Raw genomic sequence first — 23,834 nt, 5'->3', positions numbered from 1 at the left:
GTACTAGTACGCTAGTACATACCTGAAGAGGCGTTGAATAGTGCCTGGCAAAATGATTGAAAAAGCATCCGAACAACTACCCGAAAAAGCATCTGGACAGACGTCTGTCAACGCTTTCGAAGCACCGCCGGAAGATGATTACAAGGCGCAGCTGGTACGCCATCTGCTCGGCGTCGATTCTGCCGAGGCAATGGACAGCGCATTAGATAGCCTGCTAACGCCTTCAGAGTATCAAGAAATCAGTAAACGACTGCAAATTTTTAAGCTCTTGAGCGAGGGCGTGCCGCATCGCAAGATTGCCGAGGCCCTGGGCGTGGGTATCGCCACGGTGTCCCGCGGCGCCAGAGCGTTTCTTCCCCCTACCGCTTCGCACAAGGAACTTCCATGAGTGCCGGCCCTGCCCCTTTCACGCTGCCACGCAAGCCTCACTACGTCACGCTGGCTGCCGACTGCGATTTCTTCGCGCTTTTCCAGAAAATCGAGCGCGCTTTCGATAACTGCTACATGCTGGAATCTCTAGGTGAAGACAGCCACATGGCGCGCCATTCGATTATCGGCTTCGACCCGGAGTATCAGATCTACGCCAATGGACAAACGCTTGCCATCGAGCACCGGGACGGCGAGAAGAACACCTATGCAAGCGACAATCCCTATGCGCTTTTACGCTCGCTGATGCCGCAGAACATCATCTCTCGCAAGTACGCCGGTGGCCTTTGCGGCTACCTGGGGTACGACGCCATGCAGTATTTCGAGCCCTCGCTGACCCTGAAGGCCAGTGAGGACTTCGACACCTTCCGCTTCGGTCTTTACAAGGATGGGCTGATTCTCGACAAGATGACCGGCGAGGTCACCTACTTCTATTTCGATAACAGCCGCTTCGAGTTTCTTCAGGACCTGATCGAGGCCGATGTAGTAACGCCCGGCGCCTTGAAGATTACCGCGCTGGGCGACACCATGAGCCAGCAAGAGCACGCCCGAGCGGTCACCAAGGTGAAGCAGGACATCATCGACGGCAAGATATTTCAGTGCGAAGTGGGGTTCAAAAAACGCTTTCGCATCGAGGGCGACACCCTGGCACTTTACGGTGAGCTCCGGCGCATCAACCCCTCGCCGCAGATGTATTACGTGAAGTTCGGCGAGCAGCGCCTGATCGGGGCAAGCCCGGAGCTGCTCTTTCGCTTGCGCCAGGGCGAGATGGAGACCTTTCCGCTGGCAGGCACCACCCTGCGCGGTAAAACCGAACAGGAGGACACCCAGCTTGCACGCAGACTCTTGAACGACCCCAAGGAGATCGCCGAGCACAACATGATCGTGGATCTTCACCGCAACGATATTGGTCGCGTGGCGCGGTTTGGCACGGTCAAGGTACGAAGCCTCATGGATATCAAGCGTTTCAGCCACGTGCAGCATATCTCCAGCGAGATCGTCGGCATCATCGACCCCAACGAGGACATGTTCACGGCACTGGCCAGCAACTTTCCCGCCGGCACCCTCACCGGCGCGCCGAAGATCGAGGCAATGAAGATCATCGATGATCTGGAAACCGACGGGCGCGGGCCTTACGGCGGCGCGGTAGGCCAGTTCTCGTTCAACGGTGACTGCACCTTCGCCATTCCCATTCGCACCGTGTTCGTCAATGGTGAGCGCGCGTACGTCCAGACCTGTGGCGGCAACGTGTACGACTCCAACGCCGAGGACGAGTACGAGGAAATTCGTCGCAAGTTCGCCGGTACACGCAAGGCCCTGGCCCCCTTTATGGATACGGAGAGCCCCGCATGAAGGTGCTGATCATCGATAACTACGACTCCTTCACCTATAACCTGTATCAGTTCATTGGTGAGATCCTGAGCCTGGAAAAAAACCGGGGTGCCCTCTCCCACTTCGAGGTGGTGGTCAAGCGCAACGACCAGATCGATTTCGAGGCGATCAAGGCGTTGAAGGCGGATCGGATCATCATTTCGCCAGGCCCCGGCTCGCCGGATGATCCTCGCTATTTTGGCGTCTGTTCTGATGTCATCGAAAAGCTGGGGCCTACGACGCCGCTTCTGGGGGTATGCCTGGGCATGCAGGGTATCGTGCATGTCTTCGGCGGCCAGGTGATCAAGGCACCGCTGCCCATGCATGGCAAGATCAGCCCGATCAATCACAACGGCGACTCGGTATTCAAGGGGGTGCCGGATCAGCTTGAAGTGATGCGCTATCACTCGCTGATTGCGGATGCGGCCTCGCTGCCGGAATGCCTGGAAGTGACTGCCACGGTGGGTGCGCTAAGCGCGGACAGCTTTGCCGAACGCGAGCGCTGGCAGACGGCAGGAGAGTTTGAGCTGATGGGCGTCAAGCACCGCGACTACCCGATTCACGGTATCCAGTTTCACCCGGAATCCTTCGCCACCGAAGGCGGCAGAGAGCTGATTGCCAATTTCCTGCTCGACTGAATAAGCTGAGCCGACGTAAAAAAGCCGAGCGCCCTTGAAAGCGGCGCTCGGCACGATATCCTGGATATGTGTCAGTTCATGAATATGCGCAAGGCGACTTAACGACCTTCGTCCTTGTCCTCGGGCGTAAACGAGGGCGGGTCGCTGGCGGGAAACGTATCCTCTACCGTTTCATCGACCTCACTTTCGGTCATGTGGAGTTCGTCGGCCGAATAAACCGAATAGTTCTCTTTCAAGACCCACCGATCCTGCTGTTGTCTCAGGTGATGCCTTTCGATCCAGACGCGGCTCTCGTCAGACTTCAACACTTCGACCTTGGTTTCAGCGCTTGCGTCGGACACCGTACCGAAAACGTCCCCATCCTGGGTATAGATCGTGGCATCCTGAAGTTCGCTCTTCACCATTGAAAGACCCTCCGTTGCTATCAAGGTCTTATTACATTAGTCACTCTCTTCTGGATTAGCCACGTCTTTCCACAACTTTATCTCAGTGCAACATTCTGATTGTTAATGGAAATTAACTATCATGTAAAAAGCGACGCGCCAACCAGGCTCTAAGGGCTTAGCGCTTGCCCTTGGAACGCGCAGGCTTGCCGCGCACCGGTCTAGCCCCAGGGCGTCCCTTGCTGGAAGGTTTGCCGGCACGCTTGTCCTGCGCGGCAGATTTGCCCGATGCTTTCGGCTTCGCTTTCAAGGGCGCCTTGCCGGCCCCGCCAGGCTTGCCTTTCACGCTGGGCCGCGCCTTGCCCGAGGCAGCTTTACCCGTCCCCTTGGGCTGTGTACCGGGTTTGCCCCTGGACGCTCTTGCTCCTTTCTGTGCGGCCGGTTTCGTCTTGGGCTTGGCGGAGCTGGGGGGCGCGGCGGCGGCCGAGCCCTGGGTCAGTGCGACGATGCGTTCGATCTCCTTCGGGGTCAGATCGCGCCAGTCACCCAGCGCCAGCCCCTTGAGCGAAACGTTCATGATCCGCGTGCGCACAAGCTCGGTCACCTCGAACCCGAAGTACTCGCACATGCGTCGGATCTGTCGGTTCAACCCCTGTACCAGCGTAATAGTGAATACGAAGGTGGAGACCTTCTCCACCCGGCACTTTTTGGTGACCTGACCCAGAATGGGCACGCCTTGTTGCATGCCCTCGATGAATTCGTCGGTGAGCGGCTTGTTCACCGTCACCCGGTACTCTTTTTCGTGGTTGTTGTCGGCCCGCAGTACCTTGTTGACCAGGTCCCCGTTGTTGGTCAGAAAGATCAGCCCCTGGGAATCCTTGTCCAGCCGACCGATGGGAAAAATACGCACGCCGTGCTTGACGAAATCGACGATATTGTCCTTTTCGCTGGATTCGGTGGTGCTTACGATCCCCACCGGCTTGTTCAGCGCAATGAGCACGAGATCCTCTTCTTCCTGGGGCTCGATCTCCTGGCCATTTACCTTGACCAGATCCCCGGGCACCACCTGATCGCCAGTACCCGCGCGGCGGCCGTTGATCCACACGTTGCCCTGCTCCACGTAGCGGTCGGCCTCGCGGCGCGAGCATAGCCCGCTTTCGCTGATGTATTTATTGATTCGAGTAGATTTTCTAAGCGACATAAAACGCCTGGCTTGCGTGTGAAGGATTAAAACGAGGAGCCGGGTTCTTTGAGAAAGCGACGCTCCTCATCGGTAGAGATTCGCCCCAGCGCGTCGTTGCGGTGCGGGTAGCGGCCGAAGCGCTCGATAATCACCTTGTGCTTGAGCTCGACCTCGAAGTTTCTTTCAAGCCCGGGCTGGTTGAAAAGCTGCTCGGCCTGCTCGTGGATCAAGGCGGATTCACTGTGCATGTAGGGCATGTAGAGAAAGGCCTTCTGCGCGCGGCCCAGAGTCTGATCGGCGCCTACTCGCACCGCCTCCTGGGCCAGGCCCAATGCCAGCGAGTCGGCGGCAAAGGCCCCTGGCAGGCCACGATGGATGTTGCGCGAAAACTGATCGAGCACGATGATTTCCGCCAGTCGCCCCTGGGGCGTTTCGCGCCAAGGGTAACATTCGCAGGCAAGCGCCTTGGCGTGCAGCGTGCCAAAGCGCTCGTCGATAGCACGATCGAGCCGGGCGTCCTTCCTGAACCACTGGGCCGGCGTCAGCTCGTCGAACCAGAACGCCAGCACATCGTGGGCATTCACTGTCATCGCTACCTCTCTAACCGGTGTTTCTGAGCCCGGCGGCGATACCCGCCATGGTGACCATCAACGCACGCGACAGGTCAGCGCTGATCGCTCCGTCGGCGTCGCGGTTACGCTGCAAGAGCTCGGCCTGCAGGCCATGCAGCGGGTCGATGTAGGGGTTTCGCACATCGATCGCCTGACGGATCAGCGGGGTATTTTCCAGAAGTTCTTTCTGGTCTGCGATATCCAGCACGGCGGTTTCGAGACGCTCGAAGCGCGCTCTGAGTTTCTTGCCCAATGCCTTGAGCGCGGGCTCGTCCACCAGCCGGTGTTCGTAGTAGGCGGCAATGGCCACGTCCGCCTTGGCCAGCAGCATCTCCAGCATGTCCAGGTAGGTGCCGAAAAACGGCCATTGGCGGCGCATCTCCTGCAGTACTTCCCGTCCGCCGGGCTGGGCCAGACGACTGGAGAAGGCCTCACCGCTGCCCAGCCAGGCCGGCAGCATCAAACGAATCTGCGTCCAGGCGAAGATCCAAGGGATCGCGCGCAGGGTTTCCACCCCGCCATCCTGACGGCGCTTGGTGGGGCGTGACCCCAGCGGCAGGCGCCCGAGTGCGCCTTCCGGGGTGACCGCGCGAAAATACGGCACGAAATCCGGGTCTTCGCGCACTACACCGACATACCCGGCGTGAGCCACGCTTGCCAGTTGATCCATCTCCTCGCGCCAGCGCGCTTGCGGTGCGGGGGGCGGCAAGAGCGTGGCCTCCAGCACCGCACAGGCGTAGATCTCCATGGAGCGCAGGGCGATATCGGGCTGGCCGAACTTGAAGCGAATCATTTCGCCTTGCTCGGTTACCCGAAGGCTTCCATTTACCGAGCCCGGCGGCTGGGAGAGAATCGCCGCGTGGGCCGGGCCGCCCCCACGGCCCACGGTGCCCCCGCGGCCGTGAAACAGCGTCAGATCCACGCCGTGGTGTTGGCATACGTCCACCAGCGACTCCTGAGCGCGGTACTGTGCCCAGGCGGCAGCCAGCTGGCCGGCATCCTTGGCGGAATCCGAGTAGCCGATCATCACTTCCTGACGGTCCTTGATCAGCGCCCGATAGCCCGGCAGCGCCAGCAGCCGGTCGACCACGCGTCCGGCGTGGTCCAGGTCGTTGAGCGTCTCGAAAAGTGGCGCAATAGGTAGCGTTACCTGGCCGCCGATCTCTTTCATCAGAAGTGCGACGGTCAATACATCCGACGGCTCGGCGGCCATGGAGATGATATAGGTGCCTAATGCCTCGGCGTGCTCCTGGGCGATCACCTTGAAGGTGTCGATCACCTCGCGCGACTCCGCCGAGCACTCCCAGCGACGGGGAATGAGCGGGCGGCTGGAGGCAAGCTCCTCCAGCAGGAACGCCTGGCGTTTTTCCTCGTCCCACTGCTGGTAGTGGCCAAGGCCCAGTTCGTCGGTCAGCTCTTCCATCAACTGAGCATGACGGCTGGCTTCCTGGCGAAGGTCCAGCTTGGTCAGCGTGACGCCAAAGACCGCCACCCGGCGCAGGGTATCCAGCAACGCACCGTTGGCGATGGTGTCGAGCCCCACATCGCAAAGCGAACGGTAGCAGGCCAGTAGCGGTGCATAGAGTTGATCACGGGTTTCGATGATGGCGCCGCCGTCGAAGTTACGCCCGTCAAGCTCGGCCTTCGCCCAGTCGCGGGTCGCTTCCACCTTGGCCAGAAGACGTTTCAAGAGCTCTCGGTAAGGCTCGGCTACCTCGCCTACCTCGGCTTTCAGGGCACTGTTGGCCTTCCACATGGAAAGCTCGGTCTTCAGCTGTTCCAGATCGCGCAGATAGAGATCCGCCGCCATCCAGCGCCCCAGCAGCAGCACCTCCCGGGTGACACGGGCCGTCACGTTGGGATTGCCGTCACGGTCGCCGCCCATCCAGGAGGCGTAGCGAATGGGCGCGGCGTCCAGCGGCAGACGCTCGCCGGCGGTCTCCAGCAACAGATTATCCAGGTCACGGTGAAAATCCGGCACCGCCTGCCACAGGGAGTTCTCGATCACCGCGAAGCCCCACTTGGCTTCGTCCACCGGCGTGGGCCGCTCGTGGCGGATTTCGTCGGTATGCCAGGCCTGGCTGATCAGCTCGTTCAGACGTCCGCGGGCACGCTCGCCCCGCTCCGGGTAGTCGTCGGAGCTCTCGATGGCAGTCAGGCATTCATCGATGGCGTCATACTTTTGAATCAGGGTGCGGCGAATGACTTCCGTCGGGTGAGCCGTCAGCACCAGCTCCACACGCATGGTGGCCAGGGTTTCCACCAGCGAGCGCGGCGAATTGCCGGCCTTGCGGGCGCGTTCCAGCAGCTCGCCCAGCACCGGCTGCATGCCGGGCTTGTAGTCTTCCACCCGCCGAAAACGTGCCCGGTAATGCTGCTCGGCAATGTTGGCCAGGTTCAGAAACTGGTTGAACGCCCGGGTAACGGGCAAAAGGTCACTTTCCGGAAGCTCGCGCAGATACTCGATCAATGCGCGCTGCTGAAGGGTATCACCCTGGCGGCCCTGCTTGGCATGGGCACGGATGGTCTCGATTTTATCGACAAACCCCTGCCCGAGATCGTCGGCAATGGTTCGGCCCAGGCTGTCGCCCAGAATACGCACGTTCTCGCGCAGTGATTCGTGTAGATCGTGACTCATTAACCTGACCTCCTTGTGCTTTTTTTACAGTGCTGTCTGTCAGTGCTCGTCTGCCAGTAATGCCTGTCAGCGTTTACCTGTCAGCTGAGATTGTTATTCATGGGGCGCTGTTGGTTCAGCTAGTGATTCTGCTCTTCTTTTTTAGCCGCCTGCCAGTGGTATTCCATTTCGTCCAGAGTAGCGCTGCCTACCGGGCGCCGGGTCTTGCCAAGGGCGCGTTCGACATAGCGAAAGCGCCGTTCGAATTTGGCGTTGGTAGCGCGAAGGCACGCCTCCGGGTCGGCATTCAGCGAACGCGCAAGGTTGGTGACCGCGAAGAGCAGGTCCCCCACCTCTTTTCGAGCATGCTCGCGATCATTGTCCTTCAATGCCTGCTCGACTTCACCAAGCTCTTCGCGAATCTTGTCGATGACGCCCCGGGTATCAGGCCAGTCAAAGCCCACCCGAGCGGCGCGCCTGGAAAGTTTTCCCGCCCGGCTGAGCGCAGGAAGCGCCAGCGGAATGTCATCGAGTGCCGAGGCCTCTGCCATGCGTCCGGCGCGCTCGTCGGCCTTCAATGCCTCCCAGCGGTTTTTCACCTGACCTGGTTGAACGTCCTGGGCGCTGACACCCGTCGGGCGGCGGGAATCAAGCGTCCCCTCCGGAAAGACGTGGGGATGTCGACGTATCATCTTCACGACAAGCGTATCGACGATGTCATGAAAATCGAAGCGCTGCTCTTCACCGCCGAACTGGGCGTAGTAGACGATCTGGAAAAGCAGATCGCCCAGTTCCCCGGGCAGCTCGTCGAAGGCGCGCCGCTCGATGGCATCGGCGACTTCGTACGCCTCTTCAAGGGTGTGGGGCACAATGCTTTGCCAATTCTGCTGGACATCCCAGGGGCAGCCTTGCTCGGGGTCGCGCAATACGCGCATCAGCGTCAGCAGGTCATCCAGGCTGTAGCGCATCACTGACCTCCTTTACGGGTACGCTTTTCCGGGTCGGTGTCGCGTAGCCTGCGCACCTCGGTCACGTTGGGAAGCTGCTGAATGCGCGAGAAAAGCCGCCCCAGCGTTTCGAGTCCGTCCACTTCCAGCGTGATGCGTAGCCGGGCCACGCCCTCGTCGGTATCGGTCAACGTATTGACCGCCAGCACGTTCACCTTTTCGTTGCCCAAAAGCCCGGTCACATCGCGCAATAGCCCGGAGCGGTCCCAGGCCTGGATTTCGATGGTCACCGGGTAACGGGTATGTGCGCGCTCGCCCCACTCCACTTCGATGATCCGCTGAGGCTCCTCCATACGCAGTTGCAACACGTTGGAGCATTCCTGGCGGTGCACAGTCACGCCCCGCCCCTGGGTAATAAAGCCGATGATCGGCTCGCCGGGCACTGGATTGCAGCAGTTTGCCATGCTGGTCTTGAGATTGCCCACGCCCAGCACCGTGATATCGCTTTGGGTGGCCTTGCTTTGCTGGCGGCGCGGCTTGGCCAGAAGCCGGTCCAGCTGCTCCTGGTCGTCGCTTTCACCGAAAAGCTGCTGGGCTTGATGGAGCACCTGGCCGATTCGCAGATCTCCCGCCCCCAGCGCGGCATACATGTCATCGGCATTTTGATAGTTGACCGCTTCGGCAAGCTTTTGAAGATTCAGCCCTTCGACATCGAGGCGCTTCATTTCCCGATCGAAGAGCACGCGGCCCTCCTCCAGGTTCTGATCTCGTGCCTGGTGCTTGAACCAGGCCTGGATCTTGGCCCGGGCACGGGAAGTGCGCACGTAACCCAAGGTCGGGTTCAACCAGTCGCGGCTGGGCCCCCCTTTGGTGGCGGTCAGGATTTCGACTTGCTGGCCGGTCTTGAGCTTGTAGTTGAGCGGCACGATGCGCCCGTTGATTTTGGCCCCACGGCAGAGGTGTCCGATTTCGGTATGCACCCGGTAAGCGAAGTCGATCGGCGTGGCCACCCGGGGCAGATCGATCACGTGGCCATCCGGGGTAAAGACGTAGATACGATCCGGGGCCACATCGCTTGAAAGCCCTTCGCGCAGATCACCAAAGCCACCCACTTCGTCCTGCCATTCGAGCACCTGGCGCAACCAGGCAATCTTCTCTTCGTAGCTGCGGCTTTTGGCGTTGGTATCGTGTCCCTTGTAGCGCCAATGGGCGCAGACGCCAAGCTCCGCTTCATCGTGCATGGTGAAGGTGCGAATCTGGATCTCCAGCACCTTGTTTTCAGGGCCCACGACCGCGGTATGCAGCGACTGATAGCCGTTTTTCTTGGGGTTGGCGATGTAGTCGTCGAACTCGTTGGGCACATGATGCCAGCGCGAATGCACGATCCCCAGCACCGTGTAGCAGTCGGTGACCGCGGGCACCAGAATACGCACGGCGCGTACATCGTGCACCTGAGAGAAGTCGATGCGCTTGCGCTTCATCTTGCGCCAGATGGAGTAGATATGCTTGGCGCGCCCCTTGACGTCGAAGCGGTGAATGTTCTGCGCCGTCATCAGCGACTCCAGGGTACTTACCACGTCCTGGATGTAGCGGTCACGATCCAGACGCTTTTCCGCCAGAAGCTTGGCGATGGTCTTGTAGTCATCTTCATGAAGGTAGCGAAACGAGAGATCTTCAAGCTCCCACTTGATCTGACCAACGCCTAGTCGGTGAGCCAGCGGCGCGTAGATATCGGCCACTTCCCGGGCGACCTGCAGACACTTGTCGCGGGGGGCGTCCTTGACCTGTCTGAGCGCGCAGGTGCGCTCGGCAATCTTGATCAGCGCCACGCGCACATCGCTGACCATATTCACCAGCATCTTGCGCAGATTCTCCTGCTGGTTGTGCTGGCTCATGGTGTGGTGGGAAGCCAGCGGATAGCTGATGGCCGCCATCTGCAGCACCCCGTCGATGAGCGTGGACACTTCCTCGCCAAAGCGCTTGGTGATCGCCTCCAGGCTGATCAGCCCCTCGCGTACCGCGCGGTACAGCACCGCCGCCTCGAGCGTTGCCTGATCAAGCTTGAGATCGGCCAGGATATCCGCCATATCCAGGCCCATGCGCAAGTTGGCGCCCGGCGCCAACCAGACCCGATGAGCCTGCGGCGCCTGTCGTTCGAGCAGCTCGGCAAGCTCGCAGGCTTCCACCAGGCGCTCGGGTTCAGGCAGGCGCACGTTCTCTGCAAGGCGCGTCAACCACTGTTTGATATCCACCTTGCCGCCCTGCGTCAGCGGCTGGTCTTCACGCACTTTCACCATGACAATGACTCATCCTTTCAACTAACGATACGCTACCCGGCTGTTGAGTGTAGCGCCAAACAGAGCAACACCAAAGGACGCTTAGCCTGAATACTCGAAGAGCACCAGCGTTTCGATATGAGCGGTGTGTAAAAACATGTCCGCTACCGCCACGTCCTTGATGCGATACCCCTTTTGTACCAGGTGTGCTGCATCCCGCGCCAGAGTGGCGGGGTCACAGGAAATGTAGGCCACGCGGGGCACCTTGTGCATGCCCAGGGCATGACAGATGGCCTCGGCGCCGTCTCGGGGCGGGTCGAGCACCACACCTTGAACCTTGTCACCGGCCTCAAACAGCGCAGCAAGAGGCCCTGCCTGGCTCAAGTCGGCCTGCTGGGCCGTGATGGCCAAGCCATATCGTTGAGCGTTCTCGGCAATGCGCGACACCATCGCCGGGCTCCCCTCGACGGCATGCACCCGGGCGCCCAGAAGCGCCAGCGGCAAACCGAAGTTACCGATGCCGGCAAATAGATCAAGCACCCGGGGCGCATCTGGGGATGACAGCGTCGGTGCCAGCCACGCCAGCACCTGATTGATCATGCGCTGATTCACCTCGGCGTTGACCTGCAGAAAATCCCCGGGGTTGAAGCCCAGAGTGACGCTGTCAGGCACTTCCGACGCGGCTTTTTGGATGCTTAGCGTGTCTTCAAGTACCGGGGCGGGGCTGTACCAGCTGAACGCCGGGGTCTCGCGCCCTACCCAGGCGCCTACGCTGATGCCTCGAGTATCGGCGAAAGCCTGCCATGCCCTGGCGTCCTGGTGGTGCGCCTTGAGCTGGCGAATCAGCAGCACTGGCTGCCCGTCAGGCTTGATAAGCTCCACATGGCCCACAAGCTTTGGTGACTCGAGACTTTCAAGCAGGGCATGAAGTGGTCTGATCAGCTCGGACAGCTCGGGTACCAGCACGTGGCAGTGTTCGATGCTGACGAGCCGGTGGCTATTCGCGGCGCGAAAGCCCAGCAGTACGTTGTGCTGCGAATCGAGCTTGACCCCCAGCCGAGCGCGGCGACGATAGTGCTCCTGATGGCCGTTCAACGGTGTCACGCGATCAAGCGCCAGCCCCTGGCGGGCAAAGAGCTCCTTGACCACACGCTGTTTATGCGCGCGTTGAGCGTCGATCTCCAGATGCTGTAGATCGCACCCGCCGCACTTGTCGAAATAGGGGCACGGCGGTGCGACCCGGCTACTTGCGCTAGTATGCCTTTGCTTGATATGCGCCTCATCGAAGCGCTTGCGCTGGGTGTGTACCGCCGCTTCGATCTGCTCGCCGGGAAGTGCCTTTTCGACGAACACCGTCTTGCCCGCCGCGTTATGGGCGATGCCGCGCCCGTCGTGGGCCAGCCGATCTATGGTCAGCGTGCGGCTTTCAGCACTTTTCACAGGCGCGCTCGAAGGCGTTCGAGCAAGGCCGGAATGCCCCGATGAAGGACGTGACGGGCGCTTTTTACCCAGCATGGTGTGTATCCAAAACAGAATATCCTTGCGATGTTGTCTTGCGCCGTGCGCTATACATCCAACGCGTAGAGATTGGTTGAAAGATAGCGGTCTCCACGGTCACAGACGATGAACACGATGACCGCATTTTCCACCTGCTCGGCAATGCGCAGCGCACCGGCCAGGCTACCGCCGGAAGAGACGCCCGCGAGAATGCCTTCTTCCCGGGCCAACCGTCGCATATGGCTTTCCGCCTCGCTCTGGCCGATATCCAGCACGGTATCCACCCGCGGAGCTTCGAAGATGGCCGGCAGATACGCTTCGGGCCAGCGGCGAATGCCGGCAATGCTGGCGCCATCCTCCGGCTGCAGACCGACAATCTCGATGGCGCTGTTTTGCTCCTTCAAGTAGCGGGAAACCCCCATGATGGTGCCGGTCGTGCCCATGGAGCTGACAAAATGGGTCACCTCTCCGCCGGTCTGCTGCCAGATCTCCGGGCCGGTGGTGCGGTAGTGGGCCAGCGGGTTATCCGGGTTGGCAAACTGGTTGAGCGGCTTGCCCTCGCCCTTGGCGATCATCTCGTCGGCCATGTCCCGGGCCTCTTCCATCCCGCCCTTCTGGCTAGCGGAAATCAGCGTGGCCCCATACGCGGCCATGGCCTGCTTGCGCTCGCTGGAGGCGTTCTCAGGCATGATCAGCACCATCTTGTAGCCCTTGATGGCTGCGGCCATGGCCATTGCGATGCCGGTATTGCCCGAGGTCGCCTCGATCAAGGTGTCCCCAGGGGCGATTTCGCCGCGGGCTTCTGCCTCGTTCAGCATCGAGAGTGCCGGACGGTCTTTTACCGAACCCGCCGGGTTGTTGCCTTCCAGCTTGGCCAGCAGAGTGTTGTTACGCCCGGCATTGATGCGCTTCAAGCGAACCAGCGGCGTGTGCCCAATGACATCTTCAAGTGAGGGATATTGCATATTGCGTTCCTTATCGTCACCGTTATGTTGCATTATATCGGGGCTGCCTGTAACTGGACAGGCAACCTCCGGAATCAATGAGTTTCTCACATGGCCTTGAACACACGTCTGCTGCTGGCGCTGCTGGGATTTCCGCTGCTGGTGTATACCCTCATGGCGGTCTTTTTGGTCATTCAGAACGACGCCATGCAACAAAACGTATTCACCGAGCGCCTGGTCAGCGCCAGCGAAGTGCTGGCGCCGGAGCTGAACGAGGCCATGATCGACGGCGATGGTCCGCGCCTCGAACGCCTGGCCCGTCAGTTGATGGAGCATCAGCATCTGCGTTCCATCTCGCTGTTTGACGAGCAGGGCAATCGCGTGCTGGTGCTTGGCCGCGCGATGATGGCCGCTCCCCGGTTGAACCTGCCTACCCGCACGACGCTCGATCAAAGCCAGGATGTATGGCGCCTGCAAATGCCGCTCTCGACGTTTCTGGGAACAGAAGCCGGATTCAATACTCGCAACACCGCCCGATGGCTGGAAGCGGAAGCGAATACGCGTCCCTTGACCCTTGAACGCTACAAGCTGATGGCAACCCTGAGTCTAGGCGGTATCTTGCTGGCCTTGCTGCTGCTTTCGGTGGCGCTGTCGATCAGCCGCTATATCACCTGCCCTCTGCGGCGCGCCAACCGAGCGCTTTACCAGCTATCCCACGGTGACTATCGCCAGAAGCTTTCCGTGCACGACACCAGCGAATTCAACGAGCTGGGACAGAACATCAATGTCCTGGCCCAGCACCTTCAGCACTCCCAGCGCGATATGCAGCGCCAGATCGAGCAGGCGACCAGCGAGCTTTACGAATCGATGGAAACCATCGAGGAACAGAACATCAAACTCGACCTGGCGCATCGTAGTGCCCTGAAGGCCAATGCGGTCAAGTCGGAGTTTCTGGCCAACATGAGTCACGAGATTCGCACCCCGCTTAACGGCATCATCGGTTTTTGCCGTCTGCTTGGCCGTTCGACGCTGAATACCCGTCAGCAGGAATGGTTGAATCACGTTCATCGCGCCTGCGACAACCTTTTGATGCTGGTCAATGACGTGCTGGACTTCTCCAAGCTCGAGGCCGACCAGCTGACCCTGGAAGAGGTAGAGATGGATATCGCCGTGCTGGTGGACGAGGTGGTCGGCCTTTACGCCCCGGAAGCCCAGCGCAAGGAGCTTCACCTGCTCGCACTGGTGTACGACGACGTTCCCACTCCCTTGAGCGGCGACCCGCTAAGAATTCAGCAGGTGCTCAACAACCTGATCAGCAACGCCCTGAAGTTTACCAGTGAAGGTGAGGTGATCATTCGGGTAACGCTTGAAAAACAGGAGGGCCAGCACGTGGTGCTCAACATAAGCGTGACCGATACCGGCATCGGCATGAGCCCTGATCAGCAGAAAGACCTGTTCGATGCCTTTACCCAGGCACAGCCCAGCCACTCCCGCGAGTTTGGTGGCAGCGGCCTGGGTCTGAGCATCTGCCGCCAGCTCATTCACCGCATGGGCGGCGAGATTCTTGTGGAAAGCGAACAGGGCAAGGGTACGCGTTTCTCGTTTACCCTACCGATGCTTGCACATACAGCTGGCGAGCGAGCGCAGGAGATCGATCTGGACCAGGCCGTCATCCGGCTTCACGAGCCCCACCGGTTGAGCCGTTATGCATTGGAAAACTGGCTATCACGCTGGGGTGCTCAACCCGTATCGTTTATCGATGCAGGCAAGGAAAAACTGCTGGTGCTGTCGCTTGGCCCGGCGGATTTCGCCGGCGAACGGCGGGCCTACTGGGGCACGGTGATGGAACAAGCCCACTGCCCCGCCCTGATACTTGCCATGAGCCCAAACTTCGAGCTCCCTGATTGGCGCCTGCCTCACGGTGGAGAAGTCATCTGTAAACCCTTTACCCGCCAACAGATGATCAAGTCCCTCGAGGCACTATTGAGCCTCAGCCAGGCGCCGGCGCTCGAAGCCGTCCTCGCAGCCCCCGCCCGGGCCCAAACGCTTTCCATGCTGGTCGTGGACGACAATGCCTCGAACCGCGAGCTTCTCAAGGCGCTGCTTGAAAGTGAGCAGGTGCAGGTGGAAATTGCCGCCAACGGGCAAGAGGCGCTCAGTCATGCTCGTGCAAAGCACTTTGATATGGTGCTGATGGATATTCGCATGCCCGGCATGGATGGTATTCAAACCACCAAGGTGTTAAGGCGCATCAACAGCGACTGGGCCCGCTGTCCGATCATCGCGGTCACCGCCCATGTGCCCAATCAGGAGCGCCAGCGCTGGCTTGCCCAGGGGCTTGACGACGTGCTGGTCAAGCCGGTCAACGAAAAGGCGCTCAACCAGCTGGTCGAGCGTTTTCTGGGGATCACCCTCGAAGGCGTGGCAAGCGAGGCCGGTGACTCTGCAAAAAGGCCAGCACCAGTGGATCCGCCGCCGGCCATCGACCTGGCCCTGGGCAAACATCTGGCCGGCGGCAGTGAGCAGTTTGCCATCGCCCAGTTGATACGCCTGATCGAGAGCCTGCCGGAAACCGAAGCGCGTATACAGAGCGCCTCCCGCGCAGGCGATATTGCGGCACTACTGGAGGCGGTACATTTCTTGAACGGTGCCTGTCGCTACTGCGGCGCCCCGGCCCTGGCGGCCGCGGCGGACACGCTGGAAAAAGAGCTGCACGCCTATCGCGAACAGCGCCAGACCCCGGAGGCACAGGCGACACTACCCAAAGGCCGGCCAGCGCCGACCCTGGACGGGCTCGAAAAGCATTTGAACGCGCTTTATGAAGCGATGAGCGAGCTTGTCGAACAGCACAACACGTTGATTTAACCTTCGAACACGCCATCAACCTTCAAGTACGACAAAGGCGATCGCGTATTCGGCCTCATCGCTCAATGTGACATGGCCCGTTCGAGCACCGCTTTCGCTGAAAAGGCGCTGGGCCTCGCCGCTCAGCGATAGAACGGGCTTGCCCAGAGGATCGTTGAGCACCTGAATCTCGCGCCACTGCATGCCGGAGCGAAGCCCCAGCCCCAGCGCCTTGACAAAGGCCTCCTTTGCCGCAAAACGCTTGGCGAGATACGCGACCGGGCGGTTCTTTTCAAGCCAATGAGCATGCTCCTGCGTGCCTAGAATACGTGCGGCAAAGCGCTCCCCGTGACGCATGAGGGCCGTTTCAAAGCGTGCTACCCGAGCGATGTCCGAGCCGATTCCCACGATCATGGCCTAGTGCCCGCAGCAGCCGTTTGCATGGTCGTGATCATGGTCATGGTCGACGCTATCCAGCGCCGCCATCAGCCCGGCTTCCTGGCCGGCGATGATCAGACGCTTCATTTCCTGGACCGCCTCCTTGAGCCCCACAAACAGCGCCCGCGCGATGATCGCGTGGCCGATATTGAGCTCGTTCACGCCAGGAAGCGCAGCGATCGCCTCCACGTTGTGGTAGTGAAGACCATGGCCTGCGTTGACCACAAGCCCTAGTGAAACCGCATGAACCGCCGCCGCATTCAGACGCGCGTATTCGTCGTTGGCGGCCCGAGACCCGACCGCGGCCTCGGCAAAGGCGCCGGTGTGTAGCTCGATGGTCGGGGCGCCGGCGCGGTGAGCGGCGTCGATCTGCTCGAACTCGGGGTCGATGAACAGCGACACGTCGCAGCCGGCGCGGGTCAGGCGCTCGCAGGCGGCTTTTATCAAATCAAAGCCGCCTGCAACGTCAAGTCCGCCTTCGGTGGTCAGCTCTTCGCGCTTTTCGGGCACCAGGCAAACGTGGGCCGGGCGCAGCTCTTCGGCAAGAGCGAGCATCTGCTCGGTCACCGCCATTTCCAGGTTCATGCGCGTATTGAGCATTTCAGAGAGCAGCCTGACGTCTCTTGGCTGAATGTGGCGGCGATCTTCCCGCAAATGAACGGTGATCCCGTCTGCTCCGGCTTCCTCGGCCAGCAGTGCGGCCTGCACCGGGTCCGGATAGCGCGTGCCCCGGGCCTGTCTGAGCGTGGCAATGTGATCGATATTGACGCCGAGTAGAATCCGCGGGGGGTGCATAGCGTTCTCCAGTGCGAAAGTGGTCAAATGAATGACGGTTTCAGGGAATTGTTCAAAAGGTCGTTTCAAGACGATAAAAGAGAGACAGTCGATCATTCGTTGATTCAGCGCACGCGCTGTCGGGCCAGGTCGAGCATCAGCTCTCGGGAACGTAGCGCTTTATTGCCCAGGTGCGGAGCCAACGCCGCGCGCATGACCGCTTTCAGCGCCTTGGTCAAGCCTTCGGGCTCCCAGTCACCCTGGTCCAGGTAGCGAAGCGTGCGTCCTTCGATACCGTGATCGAACGGTACGAATGCGCGACTTGCATGATCGAAACGGTAGCGGCTTTGGGGATCCAGCGCCTCATTATCCGGCGTGGTGAAGCGTGGTGTAGCCTCGAGCGCGTCCAGAAGCGCCCATTCGAAACGCCGCAGCGCCAGCGCGCGGTGGGCCGGCGTGGGTAGCGCTTCGAGCAAGGCGCTGTAGAACGCAAATACCTCGGAAGCGGCAAGCTCCAGCGGGAGCAGGCGCGTCGCGATTTCGTTGGCATAAAGCCCGCACAGAAGCCCCTCGCCCACCAGCAGCGCCGTTTGCCCCCGCGACTCCATCAACGTCAGACGCTTCAGTTCACGCTCGCCGCGCCAGGCGACGAACAAGGGGGTGAACGGTTGAAGCCGCTGACGGGATTTAGAGCCCGGGCGCTGGCCGCCATGGGCCACCGCGCGGATACGCCCATGATTGAGCGTGAGAAGATCCACCAGCGCGCTCGCTTCGCGGTAGGGGCGCCGATGGAGTAGAAAGGCAGGCTCGGCCATGGCGCTTTTGCTCAATCGAGATCGTAACCCAGGCTTTTCAGGGCACGCTCATCGTCGGACCAGCCACGCTTTACCTTGACCCACAGGTTGAGCATGACCTTGGTGCCCAGTGCACGCTCCATATCCAGGCGCGCTTCACGGCCGATGCTCTTGATCCGCTCGCCGTTTTCGCCGATCAGAATCACTTTCTGTCCCTGGCGCTCGACCAGAATCAGCGCGCTGATATGGGTGACTCGCTCGGTCTCGCGAAACTCTTCGATTTCTACCGTCATCTGATACGGCAGCTCATCGCCCAGTTGACGCATGACCTTCTCGCGCACAAGCTCGGCGGCCATGAAGCGCAGGCTCTTGTCGGTAATCTGATCTTCCGGAAAGAAGTGCACGCTTTCCGGCAGGTACCTGGCGACTTCCTCTTCGAGCGTCTCCACCTGAGTGCCGTGCTTGGCGGAAATGGGGATGACGGCGGCAAATTCGCGCCGCGCGCCCACCTCATCAAGCCAGGGTAGAAGCGTGGCTTTATCCTGCAGCCGGTCCACCTTGTTGACCGCCAGGATCACCGGCGCTGTCACGTGCTCCAGGCGTTTGAGCACGGCCTGGTCTTCATCGGTCCAGCGGGTGCGATCGACAATGAAGACCACGCAATCCACGTCGCGGAGCGCCTGGGTGGCGGCCTGGTTCATGAAGCGGTTGATCGCCTTGTTGCGATCCTTGGACATGATATGCATGCCCGGGGTATCCACATAGATGAACTGAGTCTCCTCCACGGTCTTGATGCCCATCACCTGATGGCGCGTGGTCTGCGGGCGCCTTGAGGTGATGGAGACCTTCTGGCCTAGAATCCGATTCATGAGGGTCGATTTGCCTACGTTAGGCCGCCCAACGATGGCCACAAAGCCGCAGGTTTGACTCATGACTCTTTCTCTCCAGGATTTTTTTCAAGATGGGCAAGCGCCTCTTCGGCGGCTTGCTGTTCTGCATGGCGCCGGCTGGGGCCCTTACCGGTCGTATGCTCGCTCAACAGATCGATATAGCATTCGACGGTAAAGGTCTGAGCGTGGGCTTCGCCTTTTACAGATACCACTTCGTAACGCGGCAACGCCGCCTGGCGGGACTGCAAGAACTCCTGCAGACGCGTCTTGGGATCTTTCTGGGTATCTTGCAGCGACGTGCTATCCAGGCGTTCGGCGTACCAGGCAAGCACCCGTTCGCGAACTGCCTCCATGCCGGTATCCAGGTAGATGGCGCCGATGACCGCTTCCACGGCATCGGCCAGGATCGACTCGCGCCGGTGCCCGCCGCTTTTCATCTCGCCGGAGCCCAGGCGCAAACACTCGCCAAAGGCCATTTCCCGGGCCAGTTCGGCCAGGGTCTGGCCCTTGACCAGCCGAGCGCGCAGCCGTGAAAGCTGCCCTTCCCGCGCCTGCGGGAAACGCTGGAACAGCGCCTCGGCAATGACGAAGTTCACAATGGAGTCACCCAGAAACTCCAGGCGCTCATTGTTACGCCCACCGAAACTTCGGTGAGTCATGGCCAGCTCCAGAAGCGTTTCGTCGCTAAAGGTGTAGCCGATCCGCCGGCAAAAAGCGTTCAAGGAATTACTCACAGTGCTCCCACGTGCTCGACGTTAACTAAGGTGGCCATCCGTTTGACAGTAGCGCCAGGCCGACTCATTCAATGCGCCTTACGCTGGAGAAACTGGGCAGACCACCGTCCCAGTGCATCCATACGGCAAAGGCGCGCCCCACTATGTTCTCCTCCGGCACGAAGCCCCAGTAGCGACTATCGTTGGATTGATCGCGGTTGTCTCCCATCATGAAGTACTCGCCTTCAGGAACAATCACTTCACCCATCTGCGGGCCGGGGTCACGAGGATTATTATAGATCGCGTGGCTGAACGCTCCCAGGCGCTCATTCAGGAGTAGCTGCTGCGGCGACGCTGCGGGCCCTTCTTCCACGAGGGTTTTAGCCACCGGCTCGCCGTTGATGTAAAGCTGCTTGCCTTCGTAACGGATCCGATCGCCCGGCAGCCCCACCACACGCTTGATGAAGTTCACCGAGGGCTCGTCGGGAAAACGGAACACCATTACTTCCCCGCGCTGCGGATCGTCCACTTCCAGAAAACGGTGGTGAACCACCGGCAGGCGCAGTCCGTAGGCGAACTTGTTCACCAGAATGAAATCGCCGACTTCAAGCGTAGGCCGCATCGAACCAGAAGGAATCTGAAACGGCTCGACGATAAAGCTTCTTACCACCAGCACGACCAGCAATACCGGGAAAAGCGAGCGTGAGTAATCGACCGGCCACGGCTCCTTTTCCAGTTTCTCTCGAGTGGCGTGGTCGAGCCCGTCCTGTGAAGCCGCCTCGGCATTGACGACGCGTTTTTTGCGCCGGGGGCGAAACCACAAGGCATCCAGCAAATAGATGACCCCGGTGATTGCAACGGCCAGTACCAGCAGTAGTGAGAAATCCATGAGGGTGTCGTCTTCCTAGTCGTTAACCTTGAGCACAGCAAGGAAGGCATCCTGGGGAATTTCGACACGCCCCACCTGCTTCATCCGTTTCTTACCGGCTTTCTGCTTTTCCAAAAGCTTTTTCTTGCGGCTGACGTCGCCACCGTAACACTTGGCGGTCACGTTCTTGCGCAGCGCCTTGACCGTCGAACGCGCCACGACCTGCCCGCCAATGGCTGCCTGGATGGCCACGTCAAACATCTGGCGGGGAATCAGCTCGCGCATTTTCTCGACCAGAAGCCGCCCGCGAGAGTGGGCGTGATCACGATGAATGATGACCGCCAGCGCGTCCACCTTATCGCCATTGATGAGCACGTCCAGACGCACCAGCTTGGCAGCCTCGAAGCGTTCGAAATTGTACTCGAGCGACGCGTAGCCCTTGGAGATCGATTTCAGACGATCAAAGAAGTCCATCACCACTTCCGACATGGGAAGCTCGTAGGAGAGCTGAAGCTGGCTACCCAGAAACTGCATGTCCAACTGCGTGCCCCGGCGCTGTTCGCACTCGGTAATCACGTTGCCGACATACTCTTGAGGTACCAGAATGCTCGCCCGCACGATGGGCTCGCGCATTTCGTCCACATCCGCCATGTCGGGGAGCTTTGAAGGGTTGGAGACGTACTGGGTGTCGCCATTTTTCATGGCGAGTTCGTACACCACCGTAGGCGCGGTGGTCAGAAGATCAAGATCGTACTCGCGCTCCAGACGCTCCTGAACGATCTCCATGTGGAGCGTACCCAGAAACCCGACCCGGAACCCAAAGCCCAGCGCATCGGAGTTCTCGGGCTCGTAGCCAAGTGAGGCGTCGTTGAGAGCGAGCTTTTCCAGAGCGTCCCGGAAATCCTCGTAATCGTCGGCACTCACCGGGAACATGCCGGCGTAGACCTGGGGCTTCACCTTCTGAAAGCCGGGCAGGCGCGCGACGTCCGGCGTCTTGGTATGAGTAATGGTATCGCCCACGGGCGCGCCGTGTATTTCCTTGATACCGGCGACGATAAAGCCCACTTCGCCCGCGCGCAGTATGCCGGTTTCCTTTCTCAGCGGCGTGAAAATGCCCACTTCGGACGCATTCCAGTCACGCCCGGTGGACTTGATACGAATCTTGTCGCCCTTTTTGAGCGTACCGTCAAACAGACGGACCAGCGATACCACGCCCAGGTAGTTATCGAACCAGGAGTCGATGATCAAAGCCTGAAGCGGTGCTTCCGGGTCACCCTTGGGCGGTGGAATGTCACGAACCAGCCGTTCGAGCAGTTCATCGATGCCGATGCCGCTTTTTGCCGATACCTGACAGGCGTCGGTGGCGTCCAGACCGATGATCTCCTCGACTTCCTGAGCGACCCGGTCGGGGTCGGCCTGGGGTAGATCGATCTTGTTGAGCACCGGCAGCACTTCAAGCCCCTGTTCGATCGCGGTGTAGCAGTTGGCCACCGACTGCGCCTCGACCCCTTGGGCGGCGTCGACGACCAGCAGCGCCCCTTCGCAGGCGTACAGTGAACGCGATACTTCGTAGGAAAAGTCCACGTGGCCGGGGGTGTCGATGAAGTTGAGCTGGTACACCTGACCGTCCGCGGCGGTATAATCAAGCGTCACCGACTGCGCCTTGATGGTAATTCCTCGCTCGCGTTCGATATCCATCGAATCGAGCACCTGCTCCTTGAGCTCGCGCTCGGTCAGTCCGCCACAGGTTTGAATCAATCGATCCGAAAGTGTCGATTTACCATGATCGATGTGCGCAATGATCGAAAAATTTCTTATATGCTTAATCTTGCTGGGGTTTTCTTGGGTCATTAGCCGTTCAAATCCGGTATGGGGTCGCTACTGTGAACGATAGACTAGGCGGCACAGGTAGTCGCATTGAAAATTTGTTCGCATTGTACCGTTAGCAAGGCGCGGGTGCCATGTTCATTCGACTCACCTCACGCCTTCTCCTGCGTTGAATCACCCACTTACGCCCTCTTTCGACCCTTGGCCTCATCTAGCAAAACGCCCCGGAAAGCCCGGGGCGTTTTGCTTTGAAACCTTGGATTATCACGGTTCGAACCTGTAGAGCCCGGCGCAGGCACCAGGCTCCAGATGGCTCATTCCAGGCGAAGCGCTACAAAGAGCGAGCGGCCATCGCGATAAAGACGCACGGGAATGGCTCTATCGCTTGGCAGCCCATCCACGATACTCATCAGCTCATCCGCGGAGGAGACGCTCTTGTGATCCACACTGACCAGAATATCGCCGGGCAGAAGCCCTGCCTCGGCAGCCACGCTACCGGACTCCACCTGGCGTACTTCCACGCCGCCACCGATGTTCAACCGCTCCTTCAACTCGGCATCCACTTCACCGACGCTGACGCCCAGACGTACCTGGTCATTGCTGCCGGTTGCCTCCCCTTGTTGCTCGGCATCAGGCCAGCTACCCAATTCAACGGTTTCTTCGACCTGTTCGCCATCGCGAATGACCGCCAGGGAGACATCGCTTCCGGGGGAAACGCGTCCAATCAGGCGCGGCAAGGTGCTGGAACGGTCCACTTCTTCACCATTGACTCCGATGATCACATCTCCCGCCTGCAAGCCCCCTGCAGCGGCCGGGCCTTCCGGGTCGAGATCAGCAATCAACGCGCCGATTGCGTCTTCCATACCAAAGGACTCGGCCAGATCACGTGAAACGGGTTGAATCATCACGCCCAGCCAGCCGCGATTCACGTGCCCCTCTTCACGAAGCTGGTCCGCCACGTTCATCGCCACATTGATCGGAATGGCAAAAGAGAGCCCCATGAAGCCACCGCTGCGGGTAAATATCTGGGAGTTGATACCGATGACTTCGCCGTCGAGGTTGAAAAGGGGACCACCCGAGTTACCCGGGTTGATGGCGACATCGGTCTGAATGAAGGGTACGTACGCATCCCGGGGCAGCGTGCGATTGATTGCACTGACAATACCAGCGGTCACGGAGTGATCAAAACCAAAGGGTGAACCAATGGCGGCGACCCACTCGCCGACTCTGAGCTCGTCGGAGTTGCCCAGGTTGAGAACCGGAAGGTTATTGGCATCGATTTTCAAGAGCGCCACATCAGTCTGGGGGTCGCTGCCGATAAGCTCTGCCGCGAGTTCCCGACGATCGTTCAGACGCACCAGGATTTCATCGGCGTCCTGCACCACGTGGGCATTGGTCAGCACATAGCCATCGGCACTGATGACAAACCCTGAGCCTAGTGACTGGCGCTCTTCACGGCGACCCTGATCGCCTCTGCTCGGCGGTGAAGGAAAATTGTCGCCAAAGAAGTGGCGAAAGATTTCCGGAATGTCCTGGCCGCCGAAGCCGCGTATATCCGGGCCGCTGCTGCGCTGAATCGTTCGGCTGGTAGAGATGTTGACCACGCCAGGGGCAGCATCTTCAACAAGTTCGGTAAAATCGGGAAGGTTCTGTGCGTAGGCGTTTTGACCCAGCACCAAAAGCGCTGTAAGACATAGCCAAAGCGAGTAGGAAACAACCGAGCGCCTCATGGGGAAAGCTCCTAATCAAACAAGTACCAAGCTAAGGGAAAGGTAAGGCTCAATAAGCCGACA

The 23,834-nt window shown here is 59.9% G+C and carries 20 protein-coding genes; 4 read left to right on the top strand and 16 right to left on the bottom strand.

Annotation, left to right across the window (positions count from 1 at the left end; translation table 11 throughout):
- Positions 1–52: 52 nt before the first annotated feature.
- From ACWF8S_RS07720 to ACWF8S_RS07710, 3 genes are read left to right on the top strand one after another with little or no spacing between them, the layout of a single operon-like run.
- Positions 53–388: a Trp family transcriptional regulator gene (locus ACWF8S_RS07720; RefSeq protein WP_447556275.1), complete on the top strand. Its 336-nt coding sequence runs from the start codon at positions 53–55 to the stop codon at positions 386–388.
- A complete protein-coding gene (locus tag ACWF8S_RS07715; protein WP_447556274.1) occupies positions 385–1,779 on the top strand; it encodes an anthranilate synthase component I family protein in 1,395 nt (464 codons plus the stop codon). The genes ACWF8S_RS07720 and ACWF8S_RS07715 overlap by 4 nt, the downstream gene beginning before the upstream one ends.
- Positions 1,776–2,435, top strand: coding sequence for an anthranilate synthase component II (locus tag ACWF8S_RS07710; RefSeq protein ID WP_447556273.1), 660 nt, complete (start codon positions 1,776–1,778; stop codon positions 2,433–2,435). The genes ACWF8S_RS07715 and ACWF8S_RS07710 overlap by 4 nt, the downstream gene beginning before the upstream one ends.
- Positions 2,436–2,533: 98 nt before the next feature.
- Here the strand turns inward: ACWF8S_RS07710 and ACWF8S_RS07705 are convergent, their stop codons facing one another.
- From ACWF8S_RS07705 to cysM, 8 genes are all read right to left on the bottom strand, one after another.
- Positions 2,534–2,839 carry a hypothetical protein gene (locus ACWF8S_RS07705; protein WP_447556272.1) on the bottom strand — a complete coding sequence of 102 codons (306 nt, stop codon included), beginning with the start codon at positions 2,837–2,839 and terminating at the stop codon, positions 2,534–2,536.
- Positions 2,840–2,996: 157 nt separating this feature from the next.
- Positions 2,997–4,019, bottom strand: coding sequence for a 23S rRNA pseudouridine(2604) synthase RluF (gene rluF, locus ACWF8S_RS07700; protein WP_447556271.1), 1,023 nt, complete (start codon positions 4,017–4,019; stop codon positions 2,997–2,999).
- Positions 4,020–4,045: 26 nt separating this feature from the next.
- Entirely contained in the window at positions 4,046–4,591 is a 546-nt protein-coding gene (locus tag ACWF8S_RS07695; protein ID WP_447556270.1) for a DUF924 family protein, read from the bottom strand.
- 10 nt (positions 4,592–4,601) lie between these two features.
- On the bottom strand, positions 4,602–7,250 hold the full coding sequence (gene ppc, locus ACWF8S_RS07690) for a phosphoenolpyruvate carboxylase (protein ID WP_447556269.1): 2,649 nt from the start codon (positions 7,248–7,250) through the stop codon (positions 4,602–4,604).
- Positions 7,251–7,369: 119 nt separating this feature from the next.
- Entirely contained in the window at positions 7,370–8,197 is an 828-nt protein-coding gene (gene mazG, locus ACWF8S_RS07685; protein ID WP_447556268.1) for a nucleoside triphosphate pyrophosphohydrolase, read from the bottom strand.
- A complete protein-coding gene (gene relA / locus ACWF8S_RS07680; RefSeq protein WP_447556267.1) occupies positions 8,197–10,473 on the bottom strand; it encodes a GTP diphosphokinase in 2,277 nt (758 codons plus the stop codon). The genes mazG and relA overlap by 1 nt, the downstream gene beginning before the upstream one ends.
- 81 nt (positions 10,474–10,554) lie before the next feature.
- Positions 10,555–11,892, bottom strand: coding sequence for a TRAM domain-containing protein (locus ACWF8S_RS07675; RefSeq protein ID WP_447556266.1), 1,338 nt, complete (start codon positions 11,890–11,892; stop codon positions 10,555–10,557).
- A gap of 125 nt (positions 11,893–12,017) precedes the next feature.
- Positions 12,018–12,914 (bottom strand): cysteine synthase CysM, encoded by an 897-nt coding sequence (gene cysM, locus ACWF8S_RS07670; protein ID WP_447556265.1) that lies wholly within the window; start codon positions 12,912–12,914, stop codon positions 12,018–12,020.
- 90 nt (positions 12,915–13,004) lie between these two features.
- Here cysM and ACWF8S_RS07665 point away from each other — a divergent pair, with 90 nt between their 5' ends.
- Positions 13,005–15,758, top strand: a complete 2,754-nt coding sequence (locus tag ACWF8S_RS07665; protein WP_447556264.1) for an ATP-binding protein — start codon at positions 13,005–13,007, stop codon at positions 15,756–15,758.
- Positions 15,759–15,773: 15 nt separating this feature from the next.
- Here the strand turns inward: ACWF8S_RS07665 and acpS are convergent, their stop codons facing one another.
- The 8 genes from acpS to ACWF8S_RS07625 form a co-directional block, all read right to left on the bottom strand.
- A complete protein-coding gene (gene acpS, locus ACWF8S_RS07660; protein ID WP_447556263.1) occupies positions 15,774–16,151 on the bottom strand; it encodes a holo-ACP synthase in 378 nt (125 codons plus the stop codon).
- Positions 16,152–16,154: 3 nt separating this feature from the next.
- Positions 16,155–16,970, bottom strand: coding sequence for a pyridoxine 5'-phosphate synthase (pdxJ, locus tag ACWF8S_RS07655; RefSeq protein WP_447556262.1), 816 nt, complete (start codon positions 16,968–16,970; stop codon positions 16,155–16,157).
- A 104-nt stretch (positions 16,971–17,074) separates the two neighbouring features.
- Positions 17,075–17,764 carry a DNA repair protein RecO gene (gene recO / locus ACWF8S_RS07650; protein ID WP_447556261.1) on the bottom strand — a complete coding sequence of 230 codons (690 nt, stop codon included), beginning with the start codon at positions 17,762–17,764 and terminating at the stop codon, positions 17,075–17,077.
- An 11-nt stretch (positions 17,765–17,775) separates the two neighbouring features.
- A complete protein-coding gene (gene era / locus ACWF8S_RS07645) occupies positions 17,776–18,675 on the bottom strand; it encodes a GTPase Era (protein ID WP_447556260.1) in 900 nt (299 codons plus the stop codon).
- A complete protein-coding gene (gene rnc / locus ACWF8S_RS07640) occupies positions 18,672–19,367 on the bottom strand; it encodes a ribonuclease III (RefSeq protein ID WP_447556258.1) in 696 nt (231 codons plus the stop codon). The genes era and rnc overlap by 4 nt, the downstream gene beginning before the upstream one ends.
- A 64-nt stretch (positions 19,368–19,431) precedes the next feature.
- Complete coding sequence (gene lepB, locus ACWF8S_RS07635) at positions 19,432–20,235, bottom strand: signal peptidase I (RefSeq protein WP_447556257.1); 804 nt, start codon at positions 20,233–20,235, stop codon at positions 19,432–19,434.
- 15 nt (positions 20,236–20,250) lie between these two features.
- A complete protein-coding gene (gene lepA, locus ACWF8S_RS07630) occupies positions 20,251–22,065 on the bottom strand; it encodes a translation elongation factor 4 (RefSeq protein ID WP_447556256.1) in 1,815 nt (604 codons plus the stop codon).
- Between the two features lie 290 nt (positions 22,066–22,355).
- Complete coding sequence (locus ACWF8S_RS07625; protein ID WP_447556255.1) at positions 22,356–23,771, bottom strand: DegQ family serine endoprotease; 1,416 nt, start codon at positions 23,769–23,771, stop codon at positions 22,356–22,358.
- Positions 23,772–23,834 lie beyond the last annotated feature (63 nt).

This window comes from Vreelandella xerophytica (assembly GCF_968048975.1).
Note: the sequence above shows the minus strand (reverse complement) of the source record. Positions and strands in the feature narration are given on the sequence as shown.

What these genes read in the sequence shown, in the direction of transcription:
- ACWF8S_RS07720 (WP_447556275.1), top strand. Translation starts at nt 53, where the DNA reads ATGATTGAAAAAGCATCCGAACAACTACCCGAAAAAGCATCTGGACAG.
- era (WP_447556260.1), bottom strand. Translation starts at nt 18,675, where the DNA reads ATGAGTCAAACCTGCGGCTTTGTGGCCATCGTTGGGCGGCCTAACGTA.
- rluF (WP_447556271.1), bottom strand. Translation starts at nt 4,019, where the DNA reads ATGTCGCTTAGAAAATCTACTCGAATCAATAAATACATCAGCGAAAGC.
- ACWF8S_RS07695 (WP_447556270.1), bottom strand. Translation starts at nt 4,591, where the DNA reads ATGACAGTGAATGCCCACGATGTGCTGGCGTTCTGGTTCGACGAGCTG.
- mazG (WP_447556268.1), bottom strand. Translation starts at nt 8,197, where the DNA reads ATGCGCTACAGCCTGGATGACCTGCTGACGCTGATGCGCGTATTGCGC.
- ACWF8S_RS07625 (WP_447556255.1), bottom strand. Translation starts at nt 23,771, where the DNA reads ATGAGGCGCTCGGTTGTTTCCTACTCGCTTTGGCTATGTCTTACAGCG.
- acpS (WP_447556263.1), bottom strand. Translation starts at nt 16,151, where the DNA reads ATGATCGTGGGAATCGGCTCGGACATCGCTCGGGTAGCACGCTTTGAA.
- ACWF8S_RS07705 (WP_447556272.1), bottom strand. Translation starts at nt 2,839, where the DNA reads ATGGTGAAGAGCGAACTTCAGGATGCCACGATCTATACCCAGGATGGG.
- ACWF8S_RS07715 (WP_447556274.1), top strand. Translation starts at nt 385, where the DNA reads ATGAGTGCCGGCCCTGCCCCTTTCACGCTGCCACGCAAGCCTCACTAC.
- cysM (WP_447556265.1), bottom strand. Translation starts at nt 12,914, where the DNA reads ATGCAATATCCCTCACTTGAAGATGTCATTGGGCACACGCCGCTGGTT.
- pdxJ (WP_447556262.1), bottom strand. Translation starts at nt 16,970, where the DNA reads ATGCACCCCCCGCGGATTCTACTCGGCGTCAATATCGATCACATTGCC.
- lepB (WP_447556257.1), bottom strand. Translation starts at nt 20,235, where the DNA reads ATGGATTTCTCACTACTGCTGGTACTGGCCGTTGCAATCACCGGGGTC.
- ACWF8S_RS07710 (WP_447556273.1), top strand. Translation starts at nt 1,776, where the DNA reads ATGAAGGTGCTGATCATCGATAACTACGACTCCTTCACCTATAACCTG.
- relA (WP_447556267.1), bottom strand. Translation starts at nt 10,473, where the DNA reads ATGGTGAAAGTGCGTGAAGACCAGCCGCTGACGCAGGGCGGCAAGGTG.
- lepA (WP_447556256.1), bottom strand. Translation starts at nt 22,065, where the DNA reads ATGACCCAAGAAAACCCCAGCAAGATTAAGCATATAAGAAATTTTTCG.
- ppc (WP_447556269.1), bottom strand. Translation starts at nt 7,250, where the DNA reads ATGAGTCACGATCTACACGAATCACTGCGCGAGAACGTGCGTATTCTG.
- ACWF8S_RS07665 (WP_447556264.1), top strand. Translation starts at nt 13,005, where the DNA reads ATGGCCTTGAACACACGTCTGCTGCTGGCGCTGCTGGGATTTCCGCTG.
- recO (WP_447556261.1), bottom strand. Translation starts at nt 17,764, where the DNA reads ATGGCCGAGCCTGCCTTTCTACTCCATCGGCGCCCCTACCGCGAAGCG.